21 protein-coding genes and 1 rRNA gene are annotated in these 21,085 nt (G+C 25.9%); 10 read left to right on the plus strand and 12 right to left on the minus strand.

All coding sequences use genetic code 11. The annotated features are described in order from the left end of the window. The first annotated feature begins 87 nt into the window (after positions 1-87). Positions 88-1,140 (plus strand): sporulation integral membrane protein YtvI, encoded by a 1,053-nt coding sequence (gene ytvI, locus CLOACE_RS08775; protein WP_070110733.1) that lies wholly within the window; start codon positions 88-90, stop codon positions 1,138-1,140. A 56-nt stretch (positions 1,141-1,196) separates the two neighbouring features. After that, the gene (gene yyaC / locus CLOACE_RS08780; protein WP_070110734.1) at positions 1,197-1,784 is read left to right on the plus strand and encodes a spore protease YyaC; all 588 of its coding nucleotides are present in this window, start codon (positions 1,197-1,199) and stop codon (positions 1,782-1,784) included. 122 nt (positions 1,785-1,906) lie between these two features. On the opposite strand, the gene CLOACE_RS08785 is transcribed toward yyaC, so the two are convergent. From CLOACE_RS08785 to rpmH, 12 genes are all read right to left on the minus strand, one after another. Further along, positions 1,907-2,410, minus strand: coding sequence for a DUF4446 family protein (locus CLOACE_RS08785; protein WP_070110735.1), 504 nt, complete (start codon positions 2,408-2,410; stop codon positions 1,907-1,909). Positions 2,411-2,445: 35 nt separating this feature from the next. After that, positions 2,446-3,315 (minus strand): ParB/RepB/Spo0J family partition protein, encoded by an 870-nt coding sequence (locus CLOACE_RS08790; RefSeq protein WP_242866442.1) that lies wholly within the window; start codon positions 3,313-3,315, stop codon positions 2,446-2,448. Positions 3,316-3,321: 6 nt separating this feature from the next. Next, positions 3,322-4,089, minus strand: a complete 768-nt coding sequence (locus CLOACE_RS08795) for a ParA family protein (protein WP_070110736.1) — start codon at positions 4,087-4,089, stop codon at positions 3,322-3,324. A 217-nt stretch (positions 4,090-4,306) separates the two neighbouring features. Further along, entirely contained in the window at positions 4,307-5,086 is a 780-nt protein-coding gene (noc, locus tag CLOACE_RS08800; protein ID WP_070110754.1) for a nucleoid occlusion protein, read from the minus strand. A 97-nt stretch (positions 5,087-5,183) separates the two neighbouring features. After that, entirely contained in the window at positions 5,184-5,903 is a 720-nt protein-coding gene (gene rsmG / locus CLOACE_RS08805; protein ID WP_070110737.1) for a 16S rRNA (guanine(527)-N(7))-methyltransferase RsmG, read from the minus strand. Between the two features lie 2 nt (positions 5,904-5,905). Next, the gene (gene mnmG / locus CLOACE_RS08810) at positions 5,906-7,801 is read right to left on the minus strand and encodes a tRNA uridine-5-carboxymethylaminomethyl(34) synthesis enzyme MnmG (RefSeq protein ID WP_070110738.1); all 1,896 of its coding nucleotides are present in this window, start codon (positions 7,799-7,801) and stop codon (positions 5,906-5,908) included. A 9-nt stretch (positions 7,802-7,810) separates the two neighbouring features. Then, positions 7,811-9,190, minus strand: coding sequence for a tRNA uridine-5-carboxymethylaminomethyl(34) synthesis GTPase MnmE (gene mnmE, locus CLOACE_RS08815; RefSeq protein ID WP_070110739.1), 1,380 nt, complete (start codon positions 9,188-9,190; stop codon positions 7,811-7,813). Between the two features lie 54 nt (positions 9,191-9,244). Further along, positions 9,245-9,871 carry an RNA-binding cell elongation regulator Jag/EloR gene (jag, locus tag CLOACE_RS08820; RefSeq protein WP_070110740.1) on the minus strand — a complete coding sequence of 209 codons (627 nt, stop codon included), beginning with the start codon at positions 9,869-9,871 and terminating at the stop codon, positions 9,245-9,247. A 19-nt stretch (positions 9,872-9,890) separates the two neighbouring features. Continuing rightward, positions 9,891-10,568 carry a membrane protein insertase YidC gene (locus CLOACE_RS08825; RefSeq protein ID WP_070110741.1) on the minus strand — a complete coding sequence of 226 codons (678 nt, stop codon included), beginning with the start codon at positions 10,566-10,568 and terminating at the stop codon, positions 9,891-9,893. A 20-nt stretch (positions 10,569-10,588) separates the two neighbouring features. After that, positions 10,589-10,798, minus strand: coding sequence for a membrane protein insertion efficiency factor YidD (gene yidD, locus CLOACE_RS08830; RefSeq protein ID WP_070110742.1), 210 nt, complete (start codon positions 10,796-10,798; stop codon positions 10,589-10,591). Beyond that, positions 10,795-11,130, minus strand: coding sequence for a ribonuclease P protein component (gene rnpA / locus CLOACE_RS08835; RefSeq protein WP_070110743.1), 336 nt, complete (start codon positions 11,128-11,130; stop codon positions 10,795-10,797). The genes yidD and rnpA overlap by 4 nt, the downstream gene beginning before the upstream one ends. 51 nt (positions 11,131-11,181) lie before the next feature. Continuing rightward, positions 11,182-11,316, minus strand: coding sequence for a 50S ribosomal protein L34 (rpmH, locus tag CLOACE_RS08840; RefSeq protein ID WP_070110744.1), 135 nt, complete (start codon positions 11,314-11,316; stop codon positions 11,182-11,184). A gap of 502 nt (positions 11,317-11,818) precedes the next feature. On the opposite strand from rpmH, the gene dnaA reads away from it, so the two are divergent. The 8 genes from dnaA to CLOACE_RS08880 all read left to right on the plus strand — a co-directional run. Next, positions 11,819-13,168, plus strand: coding sequence for a chromosomal replication initiator protein DnaA (gene dnaA, locus CLOACE_RS08845; protein WP_070110745.1), 1,350 nt, complete (start codon positions 11,819-11,821; stop codon positions 13,166-13,168). A 259-nt stretch (positions 13,169-13,427) separates the two neighbouring features. Beyond that, positions 13,428-14,528: a DNA polymerase III subunit beta gene (dnaN, locus tag CLOACE_RS08850; protein WP_070110746.1), complete on the plus strand. Its 1,101-nt coding sequence runs from the start codon at positions 13,428-13,430 to the stop codon at positions 14,526-14,528. Positions 14,529-14,550: 22 nt separating this feature from the next. Continuing rightward, complete coding sequence (gene yaaA / locus CLOACE_RS08855) at positions 14,551-14,757, plus strand: S4 domain-containing protein YaaA (RefSeq protein ID WP_070110747.1); 207 nt, start codon at positions 14,551-14,553, stop codon at positions 14,755-14,757. 34 nt (positions 14,758-14,791) lie between these two features. Further along, entirely contained in the window at positions 14,792-15,907 is a 1,116-nt protein-coding gene (gene recF / locus CLOACE_RS08860; RefSeq protein WP_070110748.1) for a DNA replication/repair protein RecF, read from the plus strand. A gap of 3 nt (positions 15,908-15,910) precedes the next feature. Continuing rightward, positions 15,911-16,174 carry an extracellular matrix regulator RemB gene (gene remB / locus CLOACE_RS08865; RefSeq protein ID WP_070110749.1) on the plus strand — a complete coding sequence of 88 codons (264 nt, stop codon included), beginning with the start codon at positions 15,911-15,913 and terminating at the stop codon, positions 16,172-16,174. Positions 16,175-16,194: 20 nt separating this feature from the next. Continuing rightward, positions 16,195-18,108 carry a DNA topoisomerase (ATP-hydrolyzing) subunit B gene (gene gyrB / locus CLOACE_RS08870; protein WP_070110750.1) on the plus strand — a complete coding sequence of 638 codons (1,914 nt, stop codon included), beginning with the start codon at positions 16,195-16,197 and terminating at the stop codon, positions 18,106-18,108. A gap of 17 nt (positions 18,109-18,125) precedes the next feature. After that, positions 18,126-20,585, plus strand: coding sequence for a DNA gyrase subunit A (gyrA, locus tag CLOACE_RS08875; protein WP_070110751.1), 2,460 nt, complete (start codon positions 18,126-18,128; stop codon positions 20,583-20,585). Positions 20,586-20,980: 395 nt separating this feature from the next. Beyond that, positions 20,981-21,085: ribosomal RNA gene (locus CLOACE_RS08880) — 16S ribosomal RNA — on the plus strand; the annotation flags it as partial.

The following is a 21,085-nucleotide window of genomic DNA, read 5'->3' on the forward strand; positions in this document are numbered from 1 at the left end:
ATATCATAAAATCATATAGTTCTAAAGTTATTTATACTTAAATAACTTTAAATGCATTTATACGAAAATTTAAAGGATGGTGTTTTAATGGAATCACTATTTGAGAAATTAGATAAAACTATTATATTTTTTATAGTATATTCTTTAACATTTTTATTATTTTTTAAAACAATAAATTATACATTACCTTTTGTAATTGCATTTATATTTGCCATGATTTTAAAAAAGCCTACAAAATATATAGCAAAAAAATTAAAAATCAAAAATTCTATTGCATCTTTAATATCTACTTTAGTATTTTTCTCTATAATAATATCTGTTTTATCTTTTATAATAGCAGTACTAAGTAAAGAAGTAATTCAATTAGCTAAAAATGCACAATTATATTTTTCACAAAATTCTAGTGATATTTACAAACTTATAGATAAAATTCAACTATATTACAAAAATCTAGATCCTTCTGTAGTATTAGGTATAAGTAAAAATTTATCCAGTATAATTAATAAAATATCTAATTTAACTGTATCTATTACAGGCAAAATTATTTCTTACATAATTCAATTTTTAACTTATATACCTTATATAATAATGGTAATACTATTTACGCTACTTTCTACATATTTTTTTACAAAAGACTTAACTTACCATAAAAATAAATTTGCAGAAATAATTCCAAAGGATAAAAGTCACAAATTATATTGTATATTTTCAGAATCTAAAAAAATGTTAACAAACTATATATTATCATATTTATTTATTATTTTTATAACTTTCCTTGAAACATTAATTGTATTTTTACTATTTAAAGTAAAATATGCTTTAATATTAAGTTTATTAGCAGCTTTTTTAGATTTCTTACCTATACTTGGTATAGGCTCAATATATATACCTTTAATTATTATAAATATTGCTTATAACAACTATATTATAGCTATTGGATTATTAATTTCTTATGTATTAATTTCAATTATAAGACAAATTATTGAACCTAAAATTGTTTCTTCTTCTTTAGGTCTTCATCCTGTTTCTGTACTAGCTGCACTATTTATAGGTTTAAAAGCAAATGGCGTATCTGGAATGTTCTTCTGCATGTTTTTAGTAGTAGCATACAATGTTTTAAAAAAAGTAAAAGTATTATAATTATATGTATAATGTTACCTTCTTTTGGTTAAACTTTCTAAAAGGAGGTATACTTTATGTTAAATAAATTGATTATAGATAGCTCTTCTAGAGATTCTACATTTATATTAAGAGATGCTATATGTAACGAAATAATGCCAATTATTAAAAAAAATAGACCTATAGTAATACTATGTATAGGAACTGATAGATCTACTGGTGATAGTTTAGGTCCTTTAGTGGGACATAAATTAACTTTTTTAGCAAGAGATAAAATATATATTTATGGAAATCTAGATATTCCTATACACGCTAAAAATTTAAAAAAAACATTAACTGATATTAAAAAAAATTTTAAAAATCCATACATAGTAGCTGTAGATGCTTGTCTAGGTAGTATACAAAATATAGGAAATATAATTATAGAATCTAAACCTTTATCACCAGGTTCAGCATTAAAAAAGAATTTACCTAAAGTTGGAGACTTAAGCATTACTGGTATTGTTAATTTATCTGGTACATTAGAATTCATGATTTTGCAAAATACAAGATTAAACACTGTAATGAAATTAGCAGATGTAATATCTAATGGCATATATCATTCCATTTTAAAAACAATAGGTGGTAAAAGAAAAAACTCCCTTGTTAAAACAAAAATAATGTAATATATTAAAATAAATTATTTTAATTTTATTATAAAATAACTTTAAAAATATTTTTTAGTCTCCTTATATTTACAATAAGGTTCTACTTTTATAGACTATAAAAGTAGAACCTTATTAAACTTTTATGCAGGTTTATGCATTGCTTTATCTAAAGCCTCTTTTTCTTCATTGGACAAATCATATCTAGAAATACCATTATCTATAGGTTTTGCATAAGTCATACTTTCTTCTCTTCCATAAATACTAGTAATAATTATTCCATTGTTATTTTCATCTAAAAAAGCTATTGAAAAACTCAAATCACTTCCTATATCTTCAAAAGCTTTATACCTAACTATAGAATACTTTTGAATGCAACTACTTAGTTTTATATTTAATTTATTGTATATATTTTTAATACTATCTGTTTCTTCCTTCATATCATTTATTTTATTCATATAATCTAAAATTAGTTCTTCTAAATTTTTGCTATTAGTTCCTTTCATTAATTTTTTGTATTTATTTTCTAACCTATTTAAAGCCTTAATATTTATAATTACTAAAATTAATAATATAATAAATAATACTAATAAGGCTATTACTATGTATACTTGAAAACTACCTAGTATATTTAAAATACTTCCCATTACTATTACTCCTTTCATTTTCTATAAATTATTTATTAGTAAATATTTAATATATCTAAAATTCTCTGAAGATCCTCTTGTGAATAGTATTCTATTTCTATTTTACCCTTATTTTTTTTATCTTTTAAAAATACTTTTGTACCTAGTAAGTTTTCTAATTTATTTTTTATTTCATTATAAAATATATTATCTTCAGTTATTCTATCATTTTTATTACTTTTTTTATATAAATTTTTAATAAGCTTTTCAGTATCTCTTACACTGAGAGATTTCTCTATAATAAGTTTACAAATTTCACATTGTAATTTTTTATCTTCAATTGATAAAAGTGCTCTTGCATGTCCTTCAGTTATACTACCTTCCATTAAATAATTCTGTAATTTTTCGTCTAATTTTAACAACCTTATTTTATTTGTTATTGATGTTCTAGATTTAGATATCTTTTGAGCTAAAATATCTTGAGTTAAATTAAAATCTTCTATTAATTTTTTATATGCACTAGCTTCTTCTATTGGATTTAAATCTTCTCTTTGTATATTTTCTATTAAAGATACTTCTACTATTTCTCTATCTGATAAATCCATAATTATTGCAGGTATTTCTTTTATTCCTGCTAATTTAGCTGCTCTCCACCTTCTTTCTCCTGCAATTATAGTATATGTTTTATTCTTTTTATTTTTATTCAATACTAAAGGCTGTATTACTCCATGTTCTTTTATAGATTGTGATAATTCCAGTATTTTTTCCTTATTAAAAATTTTTCTAGGCTGATCTTCATTAGCACTTATTAAGTCTACTGATATATTATATACATTTTTTTCTTCAGAATATTCTTCATTTATCATATTAGAATCTGGTATAAGAGCACTTAATCCTTTTCCCAAGCCATATTTTTTTTTACTCAATTAAATTCACTCCTTTTGTCTTTTTAAAAACTCTTTTGAAAGCTCTAAATAATATTTTGCACCTTTACATTTATCATCATATAAAGCTATAGGTAATCCAAAGCTTGGTGCTTCTGCTAATCTTATATTCCTAGGTATAGTAGTGTTATATACCTTATCTTTAAAATATTTTTTAATTTCATCTTTGACTTGGCTAGAAAGATTAGTTCTTCCATCATACATGCTCATTATAACTCCTTCTACTTTAATGCTTTTATTAAGTGATTTTTTTACTAAATTTATAGTATTTAAAAGTTGTCCAACACCTTCTAAAGCATAAAATTCACATTGTATTGGTATAATAACACTATTACAAGCTGTAAGGGCATTTATTGTAAGAAATCCTAAAGAAGGTGGACAATCTATAAATATAAAATCAAATTCATTATTTAAATCAGCTATTCTTTTTTTTAATATTAATTCTCTATTTTCCTCATTAATAAGTTCTACTTCTGCTCCTGCCAATTCTATTTTTGAAGGAACAATATAAAGATTATTTATTAATTCAGATTCTTTCATTGCATCATTTAAATTTATATCACTTGTTAATACATTATATATTGATTTATTTACTTTATTTTTATCTATGCCAAAACCACTAGTTGTATTACCTTGAGGATCTATATCTATTGTCAATACTTTATATCCATTTAAAGCTAAGTAAGTACATAAATTTATATTTGTAGTAGTTTTACCTACGCCTCCCTTTTGATTGAAAATACATATAACCTTCATTTCTTACCCACCTTTCATAATTAATTATATATTTTTATTCCAATTATTAAAAGTACTTTATTAAATTTATTATATTAGTTATAATTATACAAAAAATAAAACTATAAAAATGTTTCACGTGAAACATTAGTGTTTATATACTGTAAAATAAATAAAACTCTATGCATCTGTATATAGTTTTTATAATACAAATAGCAATGTTTCACGTGAAACATTGCTATTTTTTAGGTATGGTTATAGTAATTTTTATACTTTCATTTAAATCTTTAGAAGAATACTTTGCATCTATACCGTATTTTTGAAATACTTGCTTTACAGTATTAATATATACTCTAGGACTAAAAATTCCTTTAATAGCTTTTTTACCATCAGGAGCTAATTTAATACCTGCTAATTTTAATAGTTCCTTATCAATTAATTCCTCTGTCTTTTTTACATTTAGTGATTTTTTTATAACTTCTTTTAATACTTTTTTTTGAGTAGATTTATCTGGTAATTTAAGCAATGCCCTAGAATGTCTTTCTGTAAGCTTATTAACTAAAATTACTTTTCTTAATTCATCATCTAATTTTAATAATCTTATTTTATTTGCTATAGTAGACTGTTTTTTTCCTATAATTTTTGATAATTGTTCTTGTGTATAAGAATGTTTATTTATAAGATTATAGTATGCTTCTGCTTCTTCAAAAAAGTTTAAATCTACTCTCTGTAAATTTTCAAGTAATGCTATTGCCGCTGAATCCTTATCATCAATATCTATAACAATAGCTGGTACTTTAGATAACCCTATTTTTTTAGCAGCTCTATATCTTCTTTCTCCTGCTACTATTTCATACTTTTCTTCTGTTATCTTTCTTACAGATAAAGGTTGAATTATTCCATATATTTTAATAGACTCTGCTAATTCGTCAATAGAATTTTCATCAAAATGCTTTCTAGGCTGATATACATTAGGCACAATATTATCTACCGATATATAATTAATAGTTTTTCCCATAACACCCATCCCTTTATAATTTCCTACTATTAACATTTCTTTATTTCCCCAATAAATCCTTCTTTTTAATGAAATTTTTACTTATTTATTTTAAATATTACTTTAAAGGTCTTTTTACTGCAACTCCTGCTTTTCTAGGATATTGTTTAGGAGTTTCTTTAACTTTTTTTACTATAATTAAATTGTGCTTTAAATCAGTTGACTCTATATCAACATTTATTATATCTTCAACTTTTCCACCTAATATTTTTATAGCATTTTTTGCATCTTTTAACTCTTTTTCTATAGAAGGACCTTTCATAGCAATAAAATATCCTCCTTTTTTTACAAATGGAATACACCATTCACTTAATACTGTCATATTTGCTACAGCTCTAGACACTGCAAAATCGTATTTTTCTCTATGATTTTTATCCTTTCCATAATCCTCTGATCTACCATGAAAAGCTGATGTTTTTTCTAATTGTAATTCTTTTATTACCTCTTCCAAAAATTTTATTCTTTTATTTAAAGAATCTAATAAATCTATATTTATATTAGGCTCTATAATTTTAATAGGAATACCTGGGAACCCAGCTCCTGTTCCTATATCAATTACACTTTGTGCTTTTTTAAGAGGTAAAAATTCAAATACTTTAATACAATCTATAAAATGCTTTTTTATTATGTCTTCATCTTCTGTTATTGCTGTTAAATTTACTTTTTCATTCCATTCTTTTATTAAATTTTTATATGAAATAAATTTATTATATTTCTTTTCATCAAAATTAATACCCTCATTTTGACAGGCTCTATTCATAATATCAAAATATTCCATAATTATTCCTCACTATTAACATTATTTTTTCTAATTTTGTGTTCTAAATAAATTAATAATACAGATATATCTGCAGGAGATACACCAGATATTCTAGATGCTTGGGCTATATTTATAGGTCTTACATTGTTTAATTTTTGTATTGCTTCTATTCTTAATCCTTTTACATCATTATAATCTATATTTTCTGGAATAATTTTATTTTCAAATTTTTTGAACTGCTTAACTTGCTCTAATTGTTTATTAATATATCCTTCATACTTTGAAATAATATTTACTTCTTCTTTTACATCTTCAGGTAATTCAAGTCTTTCTTTATCTAAAGGTGATAATTTAAAATAATCTAACTCCGGTCTTTTTATCAATTCATATAAAGATATAGGCTTCTTTAATTCTGTAGAATTTAAACTCTTTAAAAATTCATTTATTTCTTTTTTACCTGTAATTTGAATATTTTTAAGTCTATTTACTTCATTAAAAATATCATTCTTTCTTTTTAAAAACTTATTATATCTATCTTCTGTTACAAGACCTGCTTTATATCCTTTTTCAGTTAATCTAATATCTGCATTATCTTGTCTTAAAAGCAATCTATATTCTGAACGTGATGTCATCATTCTATAAGGTTCATTAGTTCCTTTAGTAACTAAATCATCTATTAATACGCCTATATAAGCTTCAGATCTACTTAATATAAGAGGTTCTTTATTTTTTATTTTTAAACATGCATTTATTCCTGCCATCAAACCTTGTGCTGCCGCCTCTTCATAGCCTGAACTTCCATTAAATTGACCTGCTCCAAAAAGTCCATCTATATCTCTAAATTCCAAACTTAACCTTAATTGTTGAGGATCTATACAATCATATTCAATAGCATAAGCACTTCTTAAAATTTCTACATTTTCAAGACCTATTACTGTTTTATACATTTTTATTTGTACATCCTCTGGAAGTGAACTAGACATTCCAGCAACATACATTTCATCAGTATTTTCTCCTTCTGGTTCAATAAATATTTGATGTTGAACTTTATCTGGAAATTTCATTACTTTATCTTCTATAGAAGGACAATATCTAGGACCTATTCCTTTAATGGAACCATTATACATTGGAGATTTATCTATATTTTTTCTTATTATTTTTCGAGTTTCATCTGTAGTATAAGTTAAATAACAAGATACTTGTTCTCTTGATAATTCTCCTGTCATAAAGGAAAATGGAACTATATTTTTATCTCCTGGTTGTTCAATCATCTTATTAAAATTAACACTTCTTTTATTTACTCTTGCTGGTGTTCCTGTTTTAAATCTTTTAAGTTTTACTCCTATTTCAATTAAACTATTTGAAAGTTCATTTGCAGGAAACAATCCACTAGGTCCACTACTATAATCAACATCACCTATTATTACTCTTCCCTTTAAATAAGTTCCTGTAGCAATAATTATACATTTAGCAGAATAATATGCTCCATTTTTAGTAGTTACACCTTTTACTTTTCCATATTCAACATCTATGCCTATAACTTCTATTTGTTTTAAAGTCAAATTATCTTGAGTTTCCAAAACATGTTTCATTCTTTCAGAGTATCTTTTTTTATCTGCTTGAGCTCTTAATGAATGTACTGCAGGTCCTTTAGATGTATTTAACATTCTAGATTGTATAAATGTATTGTCTATATTAATACCAATTTCTCCACCTAAAGCATCTATTTCTCTTACTAAATGTCCTTTTGCAGTTCCTCCTATATTAGGATTACAAGGCATAAGTGCTATACTGTCTAAATTAATAGTGCAAATTAAAGTTTTACATCCCATTCTAGCTGATGCAAGAGCTGCTTCACAACCAGCATGCCCTGCACCTATAACTATAACATCAAAATCTCCTCCATTGTAATTCATATATTTCACCTACTTTCCTAAACAAAATTCTGAAAATATTTTGTCTATAATATCTTCTTCTAAAGTTTCACCAGTTATTTCTCCAAGACTAAGCCATGCATTTCTAATATCTATAGAAGCTAAATCTACCGCTAAAGTATTTTTAAGACTATCTAATGCTGCATCACAACTAGATTTAGCTTTAATTAATGCATTTTTATGTCTTGCATTTGTTACTATAATATCTTTTCCTTTTATTTCACCTTTAAAAAATAAATTCTTTATAGAAGATTTAATTTTATCTAATCCAATACCTTCTTTTACAGATGTTTTAAATACATAACTTGTATCAAAACTCTTTATATCTTCAATACTTATTTTATCATTTAAATCACATTTATTTAATAGAATTATAGATTTTTTATCCTTTATAAAATTAATAATTTCTATATCTTCTTCATCTAATTTCCTGCTTACATCCAACATTAATATTACCAAGTCTGCTTCCTTAATCTTTTCTTTAGACTTTTTAACTCCGATTTTTTCCACTAAATCCTCTGTTTCCCTAATTCCTGCAGTATCTACTACTTTTATTGGTATTCCTTCTATATTTATAAATTCTTCTATTACATCTCTAGTAGTACCAGGAACATCAGTAACTATTGCTCTATTTTCACTAACTAACTCATTTAAAAGGGAGGATTTTCCTACATTAGGCTTACCTACTATTACTACATTTAATCCTTCTCTTATTATTTTCCCTTCATCTGCATTACTTAAAATATTTTTCATTTCATCTATTATATCTTCTAACTTATTACTAACTTTTTCTGCTGTCATTTCTTCTAAATCTTCTTCTGGATAATCTACTGTAGCTTCTATATGTGCAATAAGTTCTAATAATTTATTTCTAATTAAATTTATCTTTTTTGAAAGTTTTCCCTCACTTTGCTGTACAGCTGACTTCATAGCTATATCTGTTTTAGATCTTATTATATCTATAACTGCTTCCGCTTGACTTAAATCTATTCTTCCATTTAAAAAAGCCCTTTTAGTAAATTCTCCTGGTTCTGCTAGTCTAGCACCTGATTTAATAACTTCTTCTAATATCTTTTTAGTAGCTACAACTCCTCCATGACAGTTAATTTCTACTGTATCTTCAGCAGTAAAACTTCTAGGGGCTTTCATATAACTTACTAAAACTTCATCTAATATATCTCCTGTTTCTTTTTCTACTATGTGCCCATACCTCATAGTATAAGGTTTTATATCATCTAATTTTCTTCCTTTTTTACCTTTAAATATTTCACTAACTATTTTAAGAGCATTATCCCCTGAAAGTCTAACTATAGATATTCCACCTTCACCTAATACTGTAGAAATAGCAACTATAGTATCAAATTCCTTCATTATTTTTCACCTCTACTTTTTTATTTTATATTATAAAATTGAAAAAGAAAGCCTTTAGGCTTTCTTCATATCTATTACAACTCTCCTATGAGGTTCTTCACCTTCACTATACGTCTCCACATATTCATTATTCTGTAATGCAAAATGAATAATTCTTCTTTCATATGGATTCATTGGCTCTAACTTGATAGGCCTTTTTGTATATTTAACTTTTTCACTTAATTTTTTTGCAAGATTTTTTAATGTTTGTTCCCTCTTAGCCCTATAATTTTCAGCATCAATTATAACTTTTTTATATTCCATTTCATGATCTTTATTTATAGCTAAACTAGTAAGATATTGAAGAGCATCTAAAGTTTCTCCTCTATATCCTATAAGTATACCCATATTATCTCCTATTAATGATATATTTAAAACATTATTTTTTTCTAAAACTTTTACTTCTGCTTCAACTTTCATATTTTTTAGTATATCTTTTATAAAATTACTTGCCTCACTTACATAATCCTTCTTTAACTTTACATTTATTTTAGCAGGTCTCCCACCTATAAAGTTAAATAATCCTTTACTACCTTCATCTATAACTTGTATATCTAATTTGTTTTCCTGCACATTTAATTCTTTCAAAGCATTTTCAATAGCATCTTTTACTGTTTTACCTGTAACTTCCATAGACTTCATTTATCGCAAGCCTCCTTTTTTATACATTAGCCTGCCTCTTTTCGTATATTTTCTTAAATACTAAAGTTTGACCTATTTGAAATATATTAGTTGTAACCCAATAAAGAACTAACGCCGCTTTAAAGTTCCAACTCATAATTACTAAAAAAATAGACATGCCCATATTCATAGTACTTACTTGCTGACTTTGATTACTACTAGAAGGAGGTGACATTATAACACCTGTATAATAAGTAGTTAATCCAGACAATATTGGTAATATCCAGGTTGTAAAATCTCTTAAATTTGCTGTACCAGCTAAATCTTTAATCCACAAAAAACTAACACCGTTTATACCCTGTAATGTATTAAACACATAATACAAAGCTATAAGTATAGGCCATTGAATTAATAAAGGTAGGCATCCACCTAAAGGATTAACGCCTTTTTCACGATATAATTTCATTAGTTCTTCTTGAGATTTTTGGGGATCATTTTTATATCTAGCTTGAATTTTTTGGGATTCTGGTTGAAGTTCATTCATTTTTAATGTTGATTTAGTTTGTTTCGAACTTAAAGGAATAAGTAATATTCTTATTATAGCTGTAACTAAAATTATTGCTACTCCGTAAGAATAATTTTTATTCACTATTACAGATGCTACCCCACTGTGTATCAAATTAAAAAATTGAACTAAGGCATCATTTAAGTATTTCAAATTTATAAACCTCCTAAAAGTTATTTAACAGGATCATATCCTCCTTTATTAAAAGGATGACATCTCATTATCCTTTTTACTGCCATTAAACTTCCTTTAATAGCACCATATTTTCCTATAGCTTCAAGGGCATACTGTGAACATGTTGGATAAAACCTGCAACAAGGTTTTTTTAATGGTGATATATATTTTCTATAAAATTTAATAACAAAAATTAAAAAACTCTTCATTTATCATACAAACCTGCCTTTTTAAAAAGATCTACCATAGCAGATAATACTTCATTATAATTTTTATTTTTAACAAAATTTCTAGCTATAAAAACTAAATCATATCCTTTTTTTAAATCTGAGTTATTTAATCTGTAGCTTTCTTTTATTAATCTTTTAACTCTATTTCTTATAACACTTTTGCCTACTTTTTTACTAACGGATATTCCTAGTCTATTATAATCCTTTTTATTTCTAAAAATGTATAATACTAGAAATCTATTTGAAAAAGACTTTCCTCTTTTATACACTATTCTAAAATGTGAATTTTTTTTTAATTTCTCAAATTTCATAACTTTACTCCTTTTTTCTGCAACTGCAGAAAAAGGCCACTTAAGCGGCCCTTATGCTGTCAATCTCTTTCTACCTTTTAGTCTTCTTCTCTTTAGAACTTTTCTTCCTGATAAAGTACGCATTCTTTTTCTAAAACCATGCTCTTTTTTTCTTTGTCTCTTTTTTGGTTGATATGTCATCCACATTTACTACACCCCCTTTAATACTTAATCATCTATAAAGAATTTTTATTACTGTCTCAAACACGTAGAAATTCCTATTTTGCAGTTTCACTATTAAATTATATATTTACATACTATATATGTCAAGAAAAACACTATTGTTGATATTATTTATTATTTTTTGTGGATAACTTCTTGAATAGCATCTTTTGATTTGATATTATTAATAAAGAGTTGTGAATTAATTATTAAATCACAAAGTTATACACAGTTGTTGATAACTTTGTGTATAACTTGTTTGTATATTCTTTTTTTATTTTATTATTACCATAACTACATATTTTATCGATTATTAATAATGTGAATATTATTTTTAATTTATCTGTTAATATTTAATATTATTATTTTTTTTCAACTAATTTATCAACATGTGAATATTTTTATTAACATTTGTCAAGTAATTATAATAATGTTAATAATCACGTTAATTACTTGTTATTTTATAAGACTGGAGGAAATAAATAAAATGAATGGCCAGCTAAAAGAAACATGGGAAAAAACATTAAACTTAATAAAAGGCGAATTAACTGAAGTAAGTTTTAATACTTGGATTAAAAGTATTACCCCTATAATAATTGAAGGAGATATTCTAAAACTAGGTGTTCCTAATGATTTTACAAAAGGTATATTAAATAGTAGATATAAAGATTTAATAATAAATTCATTAAAATTAACTACATCTAAAAAATACAATGTAGAATTTTCTATTATTTCAAAAGAAGAACTAAAAGATGAAATTTCTAAAAATAAAAAAGTAAATTCATCTAATTTAGTAATAAATGATGAAATGTCTACTATGCTTAATCCAAAATATACATTTAACTCATTTGTTATAGGTAATAGTAATAGATTCGCCCATGCTGCTTCTTTAGCCGTAGCTGAATCTCCTGCTAAAGCATATAATCCTTTATTTATATATGGAGGAGTAGGTCTTGGAAAAACACATTTAATGCATGCTATTGGTCATTATATTTTAGATAATAACCCGCAGTGTAAAGTTGTATATGTTTCTTCAGAAAAATTTACTAATGAATTAATTAATTCAATAAAAGATGATAAAAACGTAAATTTTAGAAATAAATATAGAAATGTAGACGTTCTTTTAATAGACGATATACAGTTTATTGCTGGAAAAGAACGAACACAAGAAGAGTTTTTCCATACTTTCAACGCTCTTTATGAAGCTAATAAGCAAATAATTTTATCTAGTGATAGACCTCCTAAAGAAATTCCTACTCTAGAAGATAGACTTAGATCTAGATTTGAATGGGGTCTTATAGCTGATATACAACCACCTGACTTTGAAACTAGAATGGCTATATTAAAAAAGAAAGCTGATGTTGAGGGTTTAAATATACCAAATGAAGTACTTGTTTACATTGCAACTAAAATAAAGTCAAATATAAGAGAACTGGAAGGTGCCTTAATTAGAATAATTGCTTTTTCTTCTTTAACAAATAAAGAAATAAGCATAGATTTAGCTTCAGAAGCTTTAAAAGATATAATTTCTAACAAAGAATCCAAGCAAGTAACAATAGAACTTATACAAGATATTGTATCTAGTTATTATAATTTAAAAATAGAAGACTTTAAATCAGCAAGAAGAACCAGAAATATTGCTTACCCTAGGCAAATTGCTATGTACTTATCTAGAAAACTTACAGATATGTCTTTACCTAAAATAGGCGAAGAATTTGGTGGAAGGGATCACACCACAGTAATACATGCTTGCGAAAAAATATCCCATAATTTAAAAGAGGATGATTCTTTAAAAAGAACTGTAGAAGAACTATCAAAAAGAATAAATCAAAAATAATTAACAACTGTTAATAATATATACTTAATAATTTGTGATTAGAAAAATTAAATTTTTTATTTTATAATAGTGTGGATAAGGTCTAATTTTTAAATACAGCTTATCCACAATTATTTTTCCCTTTAAAACGAAATACACCAATGCTTTATATATGTTTTCAACATATCAACAGCCCCTACTACTACTACTATATAATATAATTATATCTATTCTATATAAATGACTATAAATCAAATGTTAATAAAGGAGGTATTACTTAATGAAATTTACATGTAAAAAGAATATTCTTCAAGAAAGTATTTATATAGCTCAAAAGGCTGTAACAGGAAAAACTACTATGCCTATTTTAGGCGGAATATTAATAAAAGCAGTTAATAACCAATTAATTTTAACTGGTTCAGATACAGATCTTAGTATTATAACTAAAATTCCAGTAGATGTAGAAGAGGAAGGAGAAATAGTAGTAGATGCAAAAATTTTCGGAGAAATAATAAGAAAATTACCTAATGATTTAATAGAAATAACTACTATAGATAACAATTCTATAGAAATATTATGCCAAAAATCAAGATTTACACTAGTATGTATGAACCCAGATGATTTTCCCCCAATATCTAACATAAGTGAAAATATTATATTTTCAATACCACAAAAAATATTAAAAAATATGATAAAAAGCACAATATTTGCTACTTCTCAAGAAGAAACTAGACCTATATTAACAGGAGTTTTATTTGAAGTTAAAAATTCTAAATTAAATATGGTAGCGTTAGATGGATATAGATTAGCTTTAAAATCTCAAAACATTAATACAGAAAATACCATAAGTGCAGTAATACCAGGTAAAACCCTTAACGAAGTGTCTAAAATATTAGAAGATAAAGATGAAAATGTTAATATCACATTTACTTCAAATCACATTCTTTTTAATTTTAATAATACTAAAATTATATCTAGATTGCTTGAAGGTGATTTTATAAGATATAATTCTATAATACCAGAAGAATATAATTTAAAGGTTATTGCAAAAAGAGAAAAAATGCTAGAATGTGTGGAAAGAGCATCTCTCATGGGAAGTGACGGAAATACTAGTTTAGTTAAACTAGACATTAAAGATAATTCTATGGTAATAACATCTAATTCTCAATTGGGAATGGTTAGGGAAGAATTAAATATAATTTTGCAAGGACAGTCACTTGAAATTGCATTTAATTCAAAATACATTATAGATTTACTAAAAATAATGGAAGAGGAAGAAGTTATTATGGAATTTTCAAGTAGTGTAAGTCCTTGTGTTGTAAAAAATAAAGAAATAGATAATTGCACTTATCTTGTATTACCAGTAAGGCTTCTAAAATAAAAATCAAAGGTGGTGTAGTTTTGTGGAAGAAATAAAAATAAATACAGATATAATAAAATTAGATTCATTCTTAAAATGGGCTAATTTAGTTCAACAAGGTTCAGAAGCTAAGTTCTTTATAAAATCTGGAGATATTAAAGTAAATAATGAAGTAGAGCTTAGAAGAGGAAAAAAATTAAAAAAAGGAGATATAATAGAATTTAAAGGCAAAAACTATAAGATAGTTTAAAACTATGCTATAATTTTAAATAGGTGTGTTTATTATGTATATAGATTATATATATCTTGAAAATTTTAGAAACTACAATAATTTAAAATTAAAATTAAATAAAAGTACAAATATATTTATTGGTGATAATGCTCAAGGTAAAACTAACATATTGGAAAGCATATATTACTGCAGTATAGGTAAATCACATAGAACAAATAAAGATAAAGAATTAATAAAATGGGATAAAAGTGATTGTAAAATAAAAATTAATGTATGTAATAATAGATTAAATAAAAATATACAGGTAAGAATATCAAATGATGGAAAAAAATATATAAATATAAATTCCATAAAAATAAATAAAATTTCACAATTAGTAGGAAATTTAAATGTAGTAATGTTTTCACCAGAAGATTTAAAAATTGTCAAGGAATCACCTTCATATAGAAGAAAATTTTTAAATATTGAACTTTGTAAATTAAGTAAAAAGTATTATTATAATTTGGTACAATACAATAAAGTGTTAAATGAAAGAAATAGCTTGTTAAAAAAATGGAATAAAAATTATAATGAAATGGTAGATATTTATGATAATCAATTAGCTAACTTTGGAGGATATGTAATAAAAGAGAGATATAAATATATAAAACAATTAAATGAAAAATCAAATATAATACATAAGGATATAACTTCAGGTTTAGAGAAGGTTGACTTTAAATATATAACTTGTATTAATAATATAAAAAATCCTAATTTAGATTTTTACGAAAATCTTAAAAAAAATAGAAAACATGATTTTGAAAAGAAAACTACGTCTATAGGTCCTCATAAGGATGATTTTTTAATAAATATAAATTCAAGAGATTCTAGAAAGTTTGCTTCTCAAGGTCAACAAAGAACTTTGGTTTTAACAATAAAATTTACTGCTTTAGAGATAATAAAAGAAATTACTGGTGAATATCCTGTTCTTTTATTAGATGATGTTTTATCTGAGTTAGATGATAACAGGCAAAAGTATATACTTAAGTCTATAGATAATATTCAAACAATCATAACTTGTACAGGATTTAAAAATATAGAAAATTATATTAATGACAAAACAATGGTTTATAAAGTATATAGTGGTTTAGTAAAAAATTTAGTTGATTATCTTTGTAAGGAGGAGTAAATATTGTTTTTGCATTTAGGAGAAAATGTAGTAGTTCCCATAAAAGACATAATAGGAATATTCGATATAGAAACATCTACTTATGGTTCAGATACAAGTCAATTTCTAAGAATGGCTGAAGAAGATGGATTTGTAAAAAGAATAACAAAAGAAAAACCTAAATCTTTTATAATAGCAGAAATAGATAAAAAAAGTAGAATTTACCTTTCACCTATATCTTCATCCACACTTACAAAAAGGTCTCAAAGCCTATGTTATGAGACTTAAAAATAGTTAGGAGGAGAAATATGCCACAAGATAATAATCAAACATATGATGAAAGCCAAATACAAGTACTAGAAGGATTAGAAGCAGTAAGAAAAAGACCAGGGATGTATATAGGAAGTACTAGTTCTAGAGGTCTTCATCATCTTGTATATGAAATAGTAGATAATAGCATTGATGAAGCTTTAGCAGGATTTTGTGATGAAATAAGTGTATTTATAAATGATGATAATTCCATAACTGTTGAAGATAATGGAAGAGGTATGCCCGTAGGTATTCACCATAAAATGAAAAAACCAACAGTAGAAGTTATAATGACAATACTTCATGCTGGTGGAAAATTTGGAGGTGGAGGATACAAAGTTTCAGGAGGATTACATGGTGTAGGAGCATCTGTCGTAAATGCTCTTTCAGAACTTTGTATAGTGGAAGTAGAAAGAGAAGGTAAAAAATGGAGACAAGAGTATGAAAGAGGTATAGCAGTAACTCCTTTGGAAAATATTGGGTTAACTGATAAACATGGAACTAAAATTTATTTTAAACCTGATAGTGAAATCTTTGAAGAAATAGATTTTGATTATAATACTTTAGCTCAAAGACTTAAGGAGTTATCATTTTTAAATAAGGGTATAAAAATAACTTTGACAGACAAAAGGTATGATAAAAGCGAAGAATTTCATTACGAAGGAGGTATAAAATCCTTTGTAAAGTATTTAAATAGAAATAAACAAGTTTTACATTCAGAGCCAATATATATCGAAGGTGAAAAAGAGGAATGCACTTTAGAAATATCTATTCAATATAATGATACTTATACAGAAAATATATTTGCTTTTGCCAATAACATAAATACTATAGAAGGAGGAACTCATTTAGCAGGATTTAAAGCAGCTTTAACTAGAGCATTTAATGATTATTGTAAGAAGTTTGGACATTTAAAAGAAAATGATAAGAATTTATCAGGAGAAGATATAAGAGAAGGACTTACAGCGATTATATCTATTAAATTAATAAATCCTCAGTTTGAAGGTCAAACTAAAACAAAACTTGGTAATAGTGAGATTAGAGGTATTGTAGATAGTATAGTTTATGATGGAGTAAGTACTTTTTTAGAAGAAAATCCTCAAGTTAGTAAGACAATATTAGAAAAGGCTCTTATGGCATCTAGAGCAAGAGAAGCTGCTAGAAAAGCAAGAGAACTTACTAGAAGAAAATCTGTTTTGGAAAATACAGCATTGCCAGGAAAACTTGCAGACTGTTCTTCTAAAGATCCCTCTGAGTGCGAAATTTATCTAGTGGAAGGAGACTCAGCAGGGGGTTCAGCTAAACAAGGAAGAGATAGAAGGTTTCAAGCTATATTACCTTTAAGAGGAAAGATAATGAATGTAGAAAAACAAAGATTAGATAAAATTTTAGGATATCAGGAAATAAGAGCTATGATAACAGCTTTTGGTGCGGGTATAGGAAAAGATTTCGAAATAGAAAAAATTAGATATAATAAAATAATAATAATGACAGATGCGGATGTTGATGGAGCACATATAAGAACTTTAATATTAACTTTCTTTTATAGGTATATGAAAGACCTTGTAGAAAAAGGACATGTATATATAGCACAACCTCCTTTATATAAAATAAGCAAAGGTAAAAAAGAACAATATTCATATAGTGATAAAGAATTACAAGATATTATAGAAAATATAGGTGGAAAAGATGATAAAGTTCAAATTCAAAGATATAAAGGATTAGGAGAAATGGATGCAGAACAGCTTTGGGAAACTACAATGAATCCAGAAAAAAGAACTCTCTTACAAGTTACAGTAGAAGATGCTATAGCAGCAGATGAAATATTTACCATATTAATGGGAGATAAGGTTGAACCAAGAAGAGAATTTATAGAAGAAAATGCTAAAAATGTAGTAAACCTAGACATATAATTAAAGAGGTGTAATTAATGTTACAAGAAGGAAAAATTTTACAAGTAGATATAACAAAAGAGATGAAAAAGTGTTATATAGATTATGCTATGAGTGTTATAGCAGGAAGAGCTCTTCCTGATGTAAGAGACGGATTAAAACCTGTGCATAGAAGAATACTTTATTCTATGCACCAACTAGGTCTTACACCAGAAAAAGGATATAGAAAATGTGCAAGAATAGTTGGAGATGTTTTAGGTAAGTATCATCCTCATGGTGATACTGCAGTTTATGATGCTTTGGTAAGAATGGCTCAAGATTTTTCAATAAGATATACTTTAGTAAATGGACATGGTAACTTTGGTTCCGTAGATGGGGATTCTGCTGCAGCTATGCGTTATACAGAAGCAAAACTAAGTAAAATATCTCTTGAAATGTTAAGAGATATAAATAAAAATACAGTAGATTTTGTTTTAAACTTTGATGGAGAAGAAAAAGAACCTTCTGTTATTCCTTCTAGATTTCCTAATCTTTTGGTAAATGGATCTTCAGGAATAGCTGTTGGAATGGCTACTAACATTCCACCTCATAATTTAGGAGAAGTTATAGACGGAATAATTATGCTTATAGAAAATCCTGAGGCTACTATTTTAGAATTAATGACTAAGATAAAAGGACCTGATTTTCCAACTAGCGGTATAATATTAGGTACTTCTGGTATAAAGAAAGCTTATGAAACAGGAAGAGGAAAGGTAATAGTAAGAGCTAAAACAAATATTGAAGAAGACAAAGGTAGATATAGAATTATTATAAATGAAATACCTTACCAAGTTAATAAATCAAAACTTATACAGGAAATTGCTGATTTAGTTAAAGATAAAAAGATAGAAGGAATATCTGACATAAGAGATGAATCAGACAGAGATGGAATGAGAATTGTAATAGAAATAAAGAGAGATTATAATGCAAATATAATACTTAATCAGTTATTTAAACATACTAAAATGCAGGATACTTTTGGAATAATAATGCTTGCATTAGTTGAAAATGAACCTAGAGTATTAAATTTAAAAGAAGTACTTTCTCACTATTTAAATTTTCAAAAAGAAATTATAAAAAGAAGAACAAGATATGATTTAGATAAAGCTTTAGCAAGAGCACACATATTGGAAGGTTTAAAAATAGCACTAGATAATATTGATGAAGTTATAAATCTTATACGTTCGTCAAAAAATGCAGAAGAAGCTAGAACAGGATTAATAGATAAATTTAAACTTTCTGAAAAACAAGCACAAGCTATATTAGATATGAAACTTCAAAGACTTACAGGACTTGAGAGGGATAAAATAGAAAAAGAATATAATGATTTGATTAAAGAAATAGATAAACTTCAAAAAATTTTAGCAGATGAAAACTTGGTATTAAATATAATAAAAAGTGAATTATTAGAAATAAAAGACAAATATGGTGATGATAGAAGAACAGAAGTACAAAGAGCGGTAAATGAAATTAATATAGAGGATTTAATACAAGAGGAAGATGTAGTTATAACGCTAAGTCATTCAGGTTATATAAAAAGAATACCAACAGATACATATTCCTTACAAAAAAGAGGTGGAAAGGGAATACAGGCTGCAACTACAAAGGAAGATGATTTTGTAGAGCATGTATTTATAACAACAACTCATAATAATATATTAGTTTTTACTAATTATGGTAGAGTATATAAATTAAAAGCTTATGAAATACCTGAGGCTGGAAGAACTGCCAAAGGTATAAATGTAGTAAATATGTTGCCTATAAACCAAGATGAAAAAATACAGGCAGTTATAGCATTAAAAGATTTTAGTGAAAATAGTTATTTAGTTATGGCAACTAAGAATGGTATTATAAAAAAGACTTCAACAGAACATTTTTCTTCTATAAGAAAAAATGGTTTAAATGCAATTAATCTAAGAGATAAAGATGAATTAATAGGTGTAAAAGTAACTGATGGAAGTAGCGAAATTTTAGTATTTACTGAAAATGGATATGCAATTAGATTTGATGAGTCAGATGTAAGACCTATGGGAAGAAATGCATCAGGAGTAAAATCTATAACATTAAGAGAAAGTGATAAAGTTGTAGCAATGGATATTGTATGCGAAAATCAAGATATTTTAGTTATTAGTGAAAATGGTTTTGGAAAAAGAACTCCTGTTCATGAATATTCTAAACATAGAAGAGGTGGAAAAGGCATAATAACATATAAATTAACAGAAAAGACAGGAAAAATCGTAGGAGCAAAAGTGGTAAAAGATGAAGATGAGATGATGCTAATAAATAGCAGTAATGTAGCTATAAGAATTAATGTATCAGATATATCTACTACTAGTAGAAATGCTATGGGAGTTACTTTAATGAGAACGGATAATGAACAGAAGATAGTAGCTATAGCAAAAATAAATAATGATGAAACTGTTGAGTCTAATGATGAAGAAATTGAAGTTGATGAGTAAAAGTAATAACTTAGTGTATTAATACAACACTAAGTTATTTTTTATAATAAAGTTTATTGTATATACATAGGTTTGCTTATATTATTAGTATAACTTAACCTTGTGTATCGTTATATGAAAAGTTTATTAAATTTAAAATATAAAGAGAAAAACAAAGGTATTTTCATTAAACAGTATATATAATTGTGTAATGTTAAATAAATTTTGATAAAATAACTATCGTTCCATTGATTAAGCAACAAGTCAGCTAATTAAAAATATTTAAAAAGTAGTTGACAAAATTACTTACTCATGATAATATATAAAAGCTGTTAGAAAACAGCTAATAAGTTGGTCTTTGAAAATTAAACAGATAAATGAAACCAGCACAGAAATAAATGAGCAAGATAAACTTTTAAATTAAGAGTTTGATCCTGGCTCAGGACGAACGCTGGCGGCGTGCCTAACACATGCAAGTCGAGCGATGAAACTTCCTTCGGGAAGTGAATTAGCGGCGGACG

Origin of the sequence: Clostridium acetireducens DSM 10703 (assembly GCF_001758365.1) — a bacterium.
Lineage (GTDB): Bacteria > Bacillota > Clostridia > Clostridiales > Clostridiaceae > Clostridium_C > Clostridium_C acetireducens.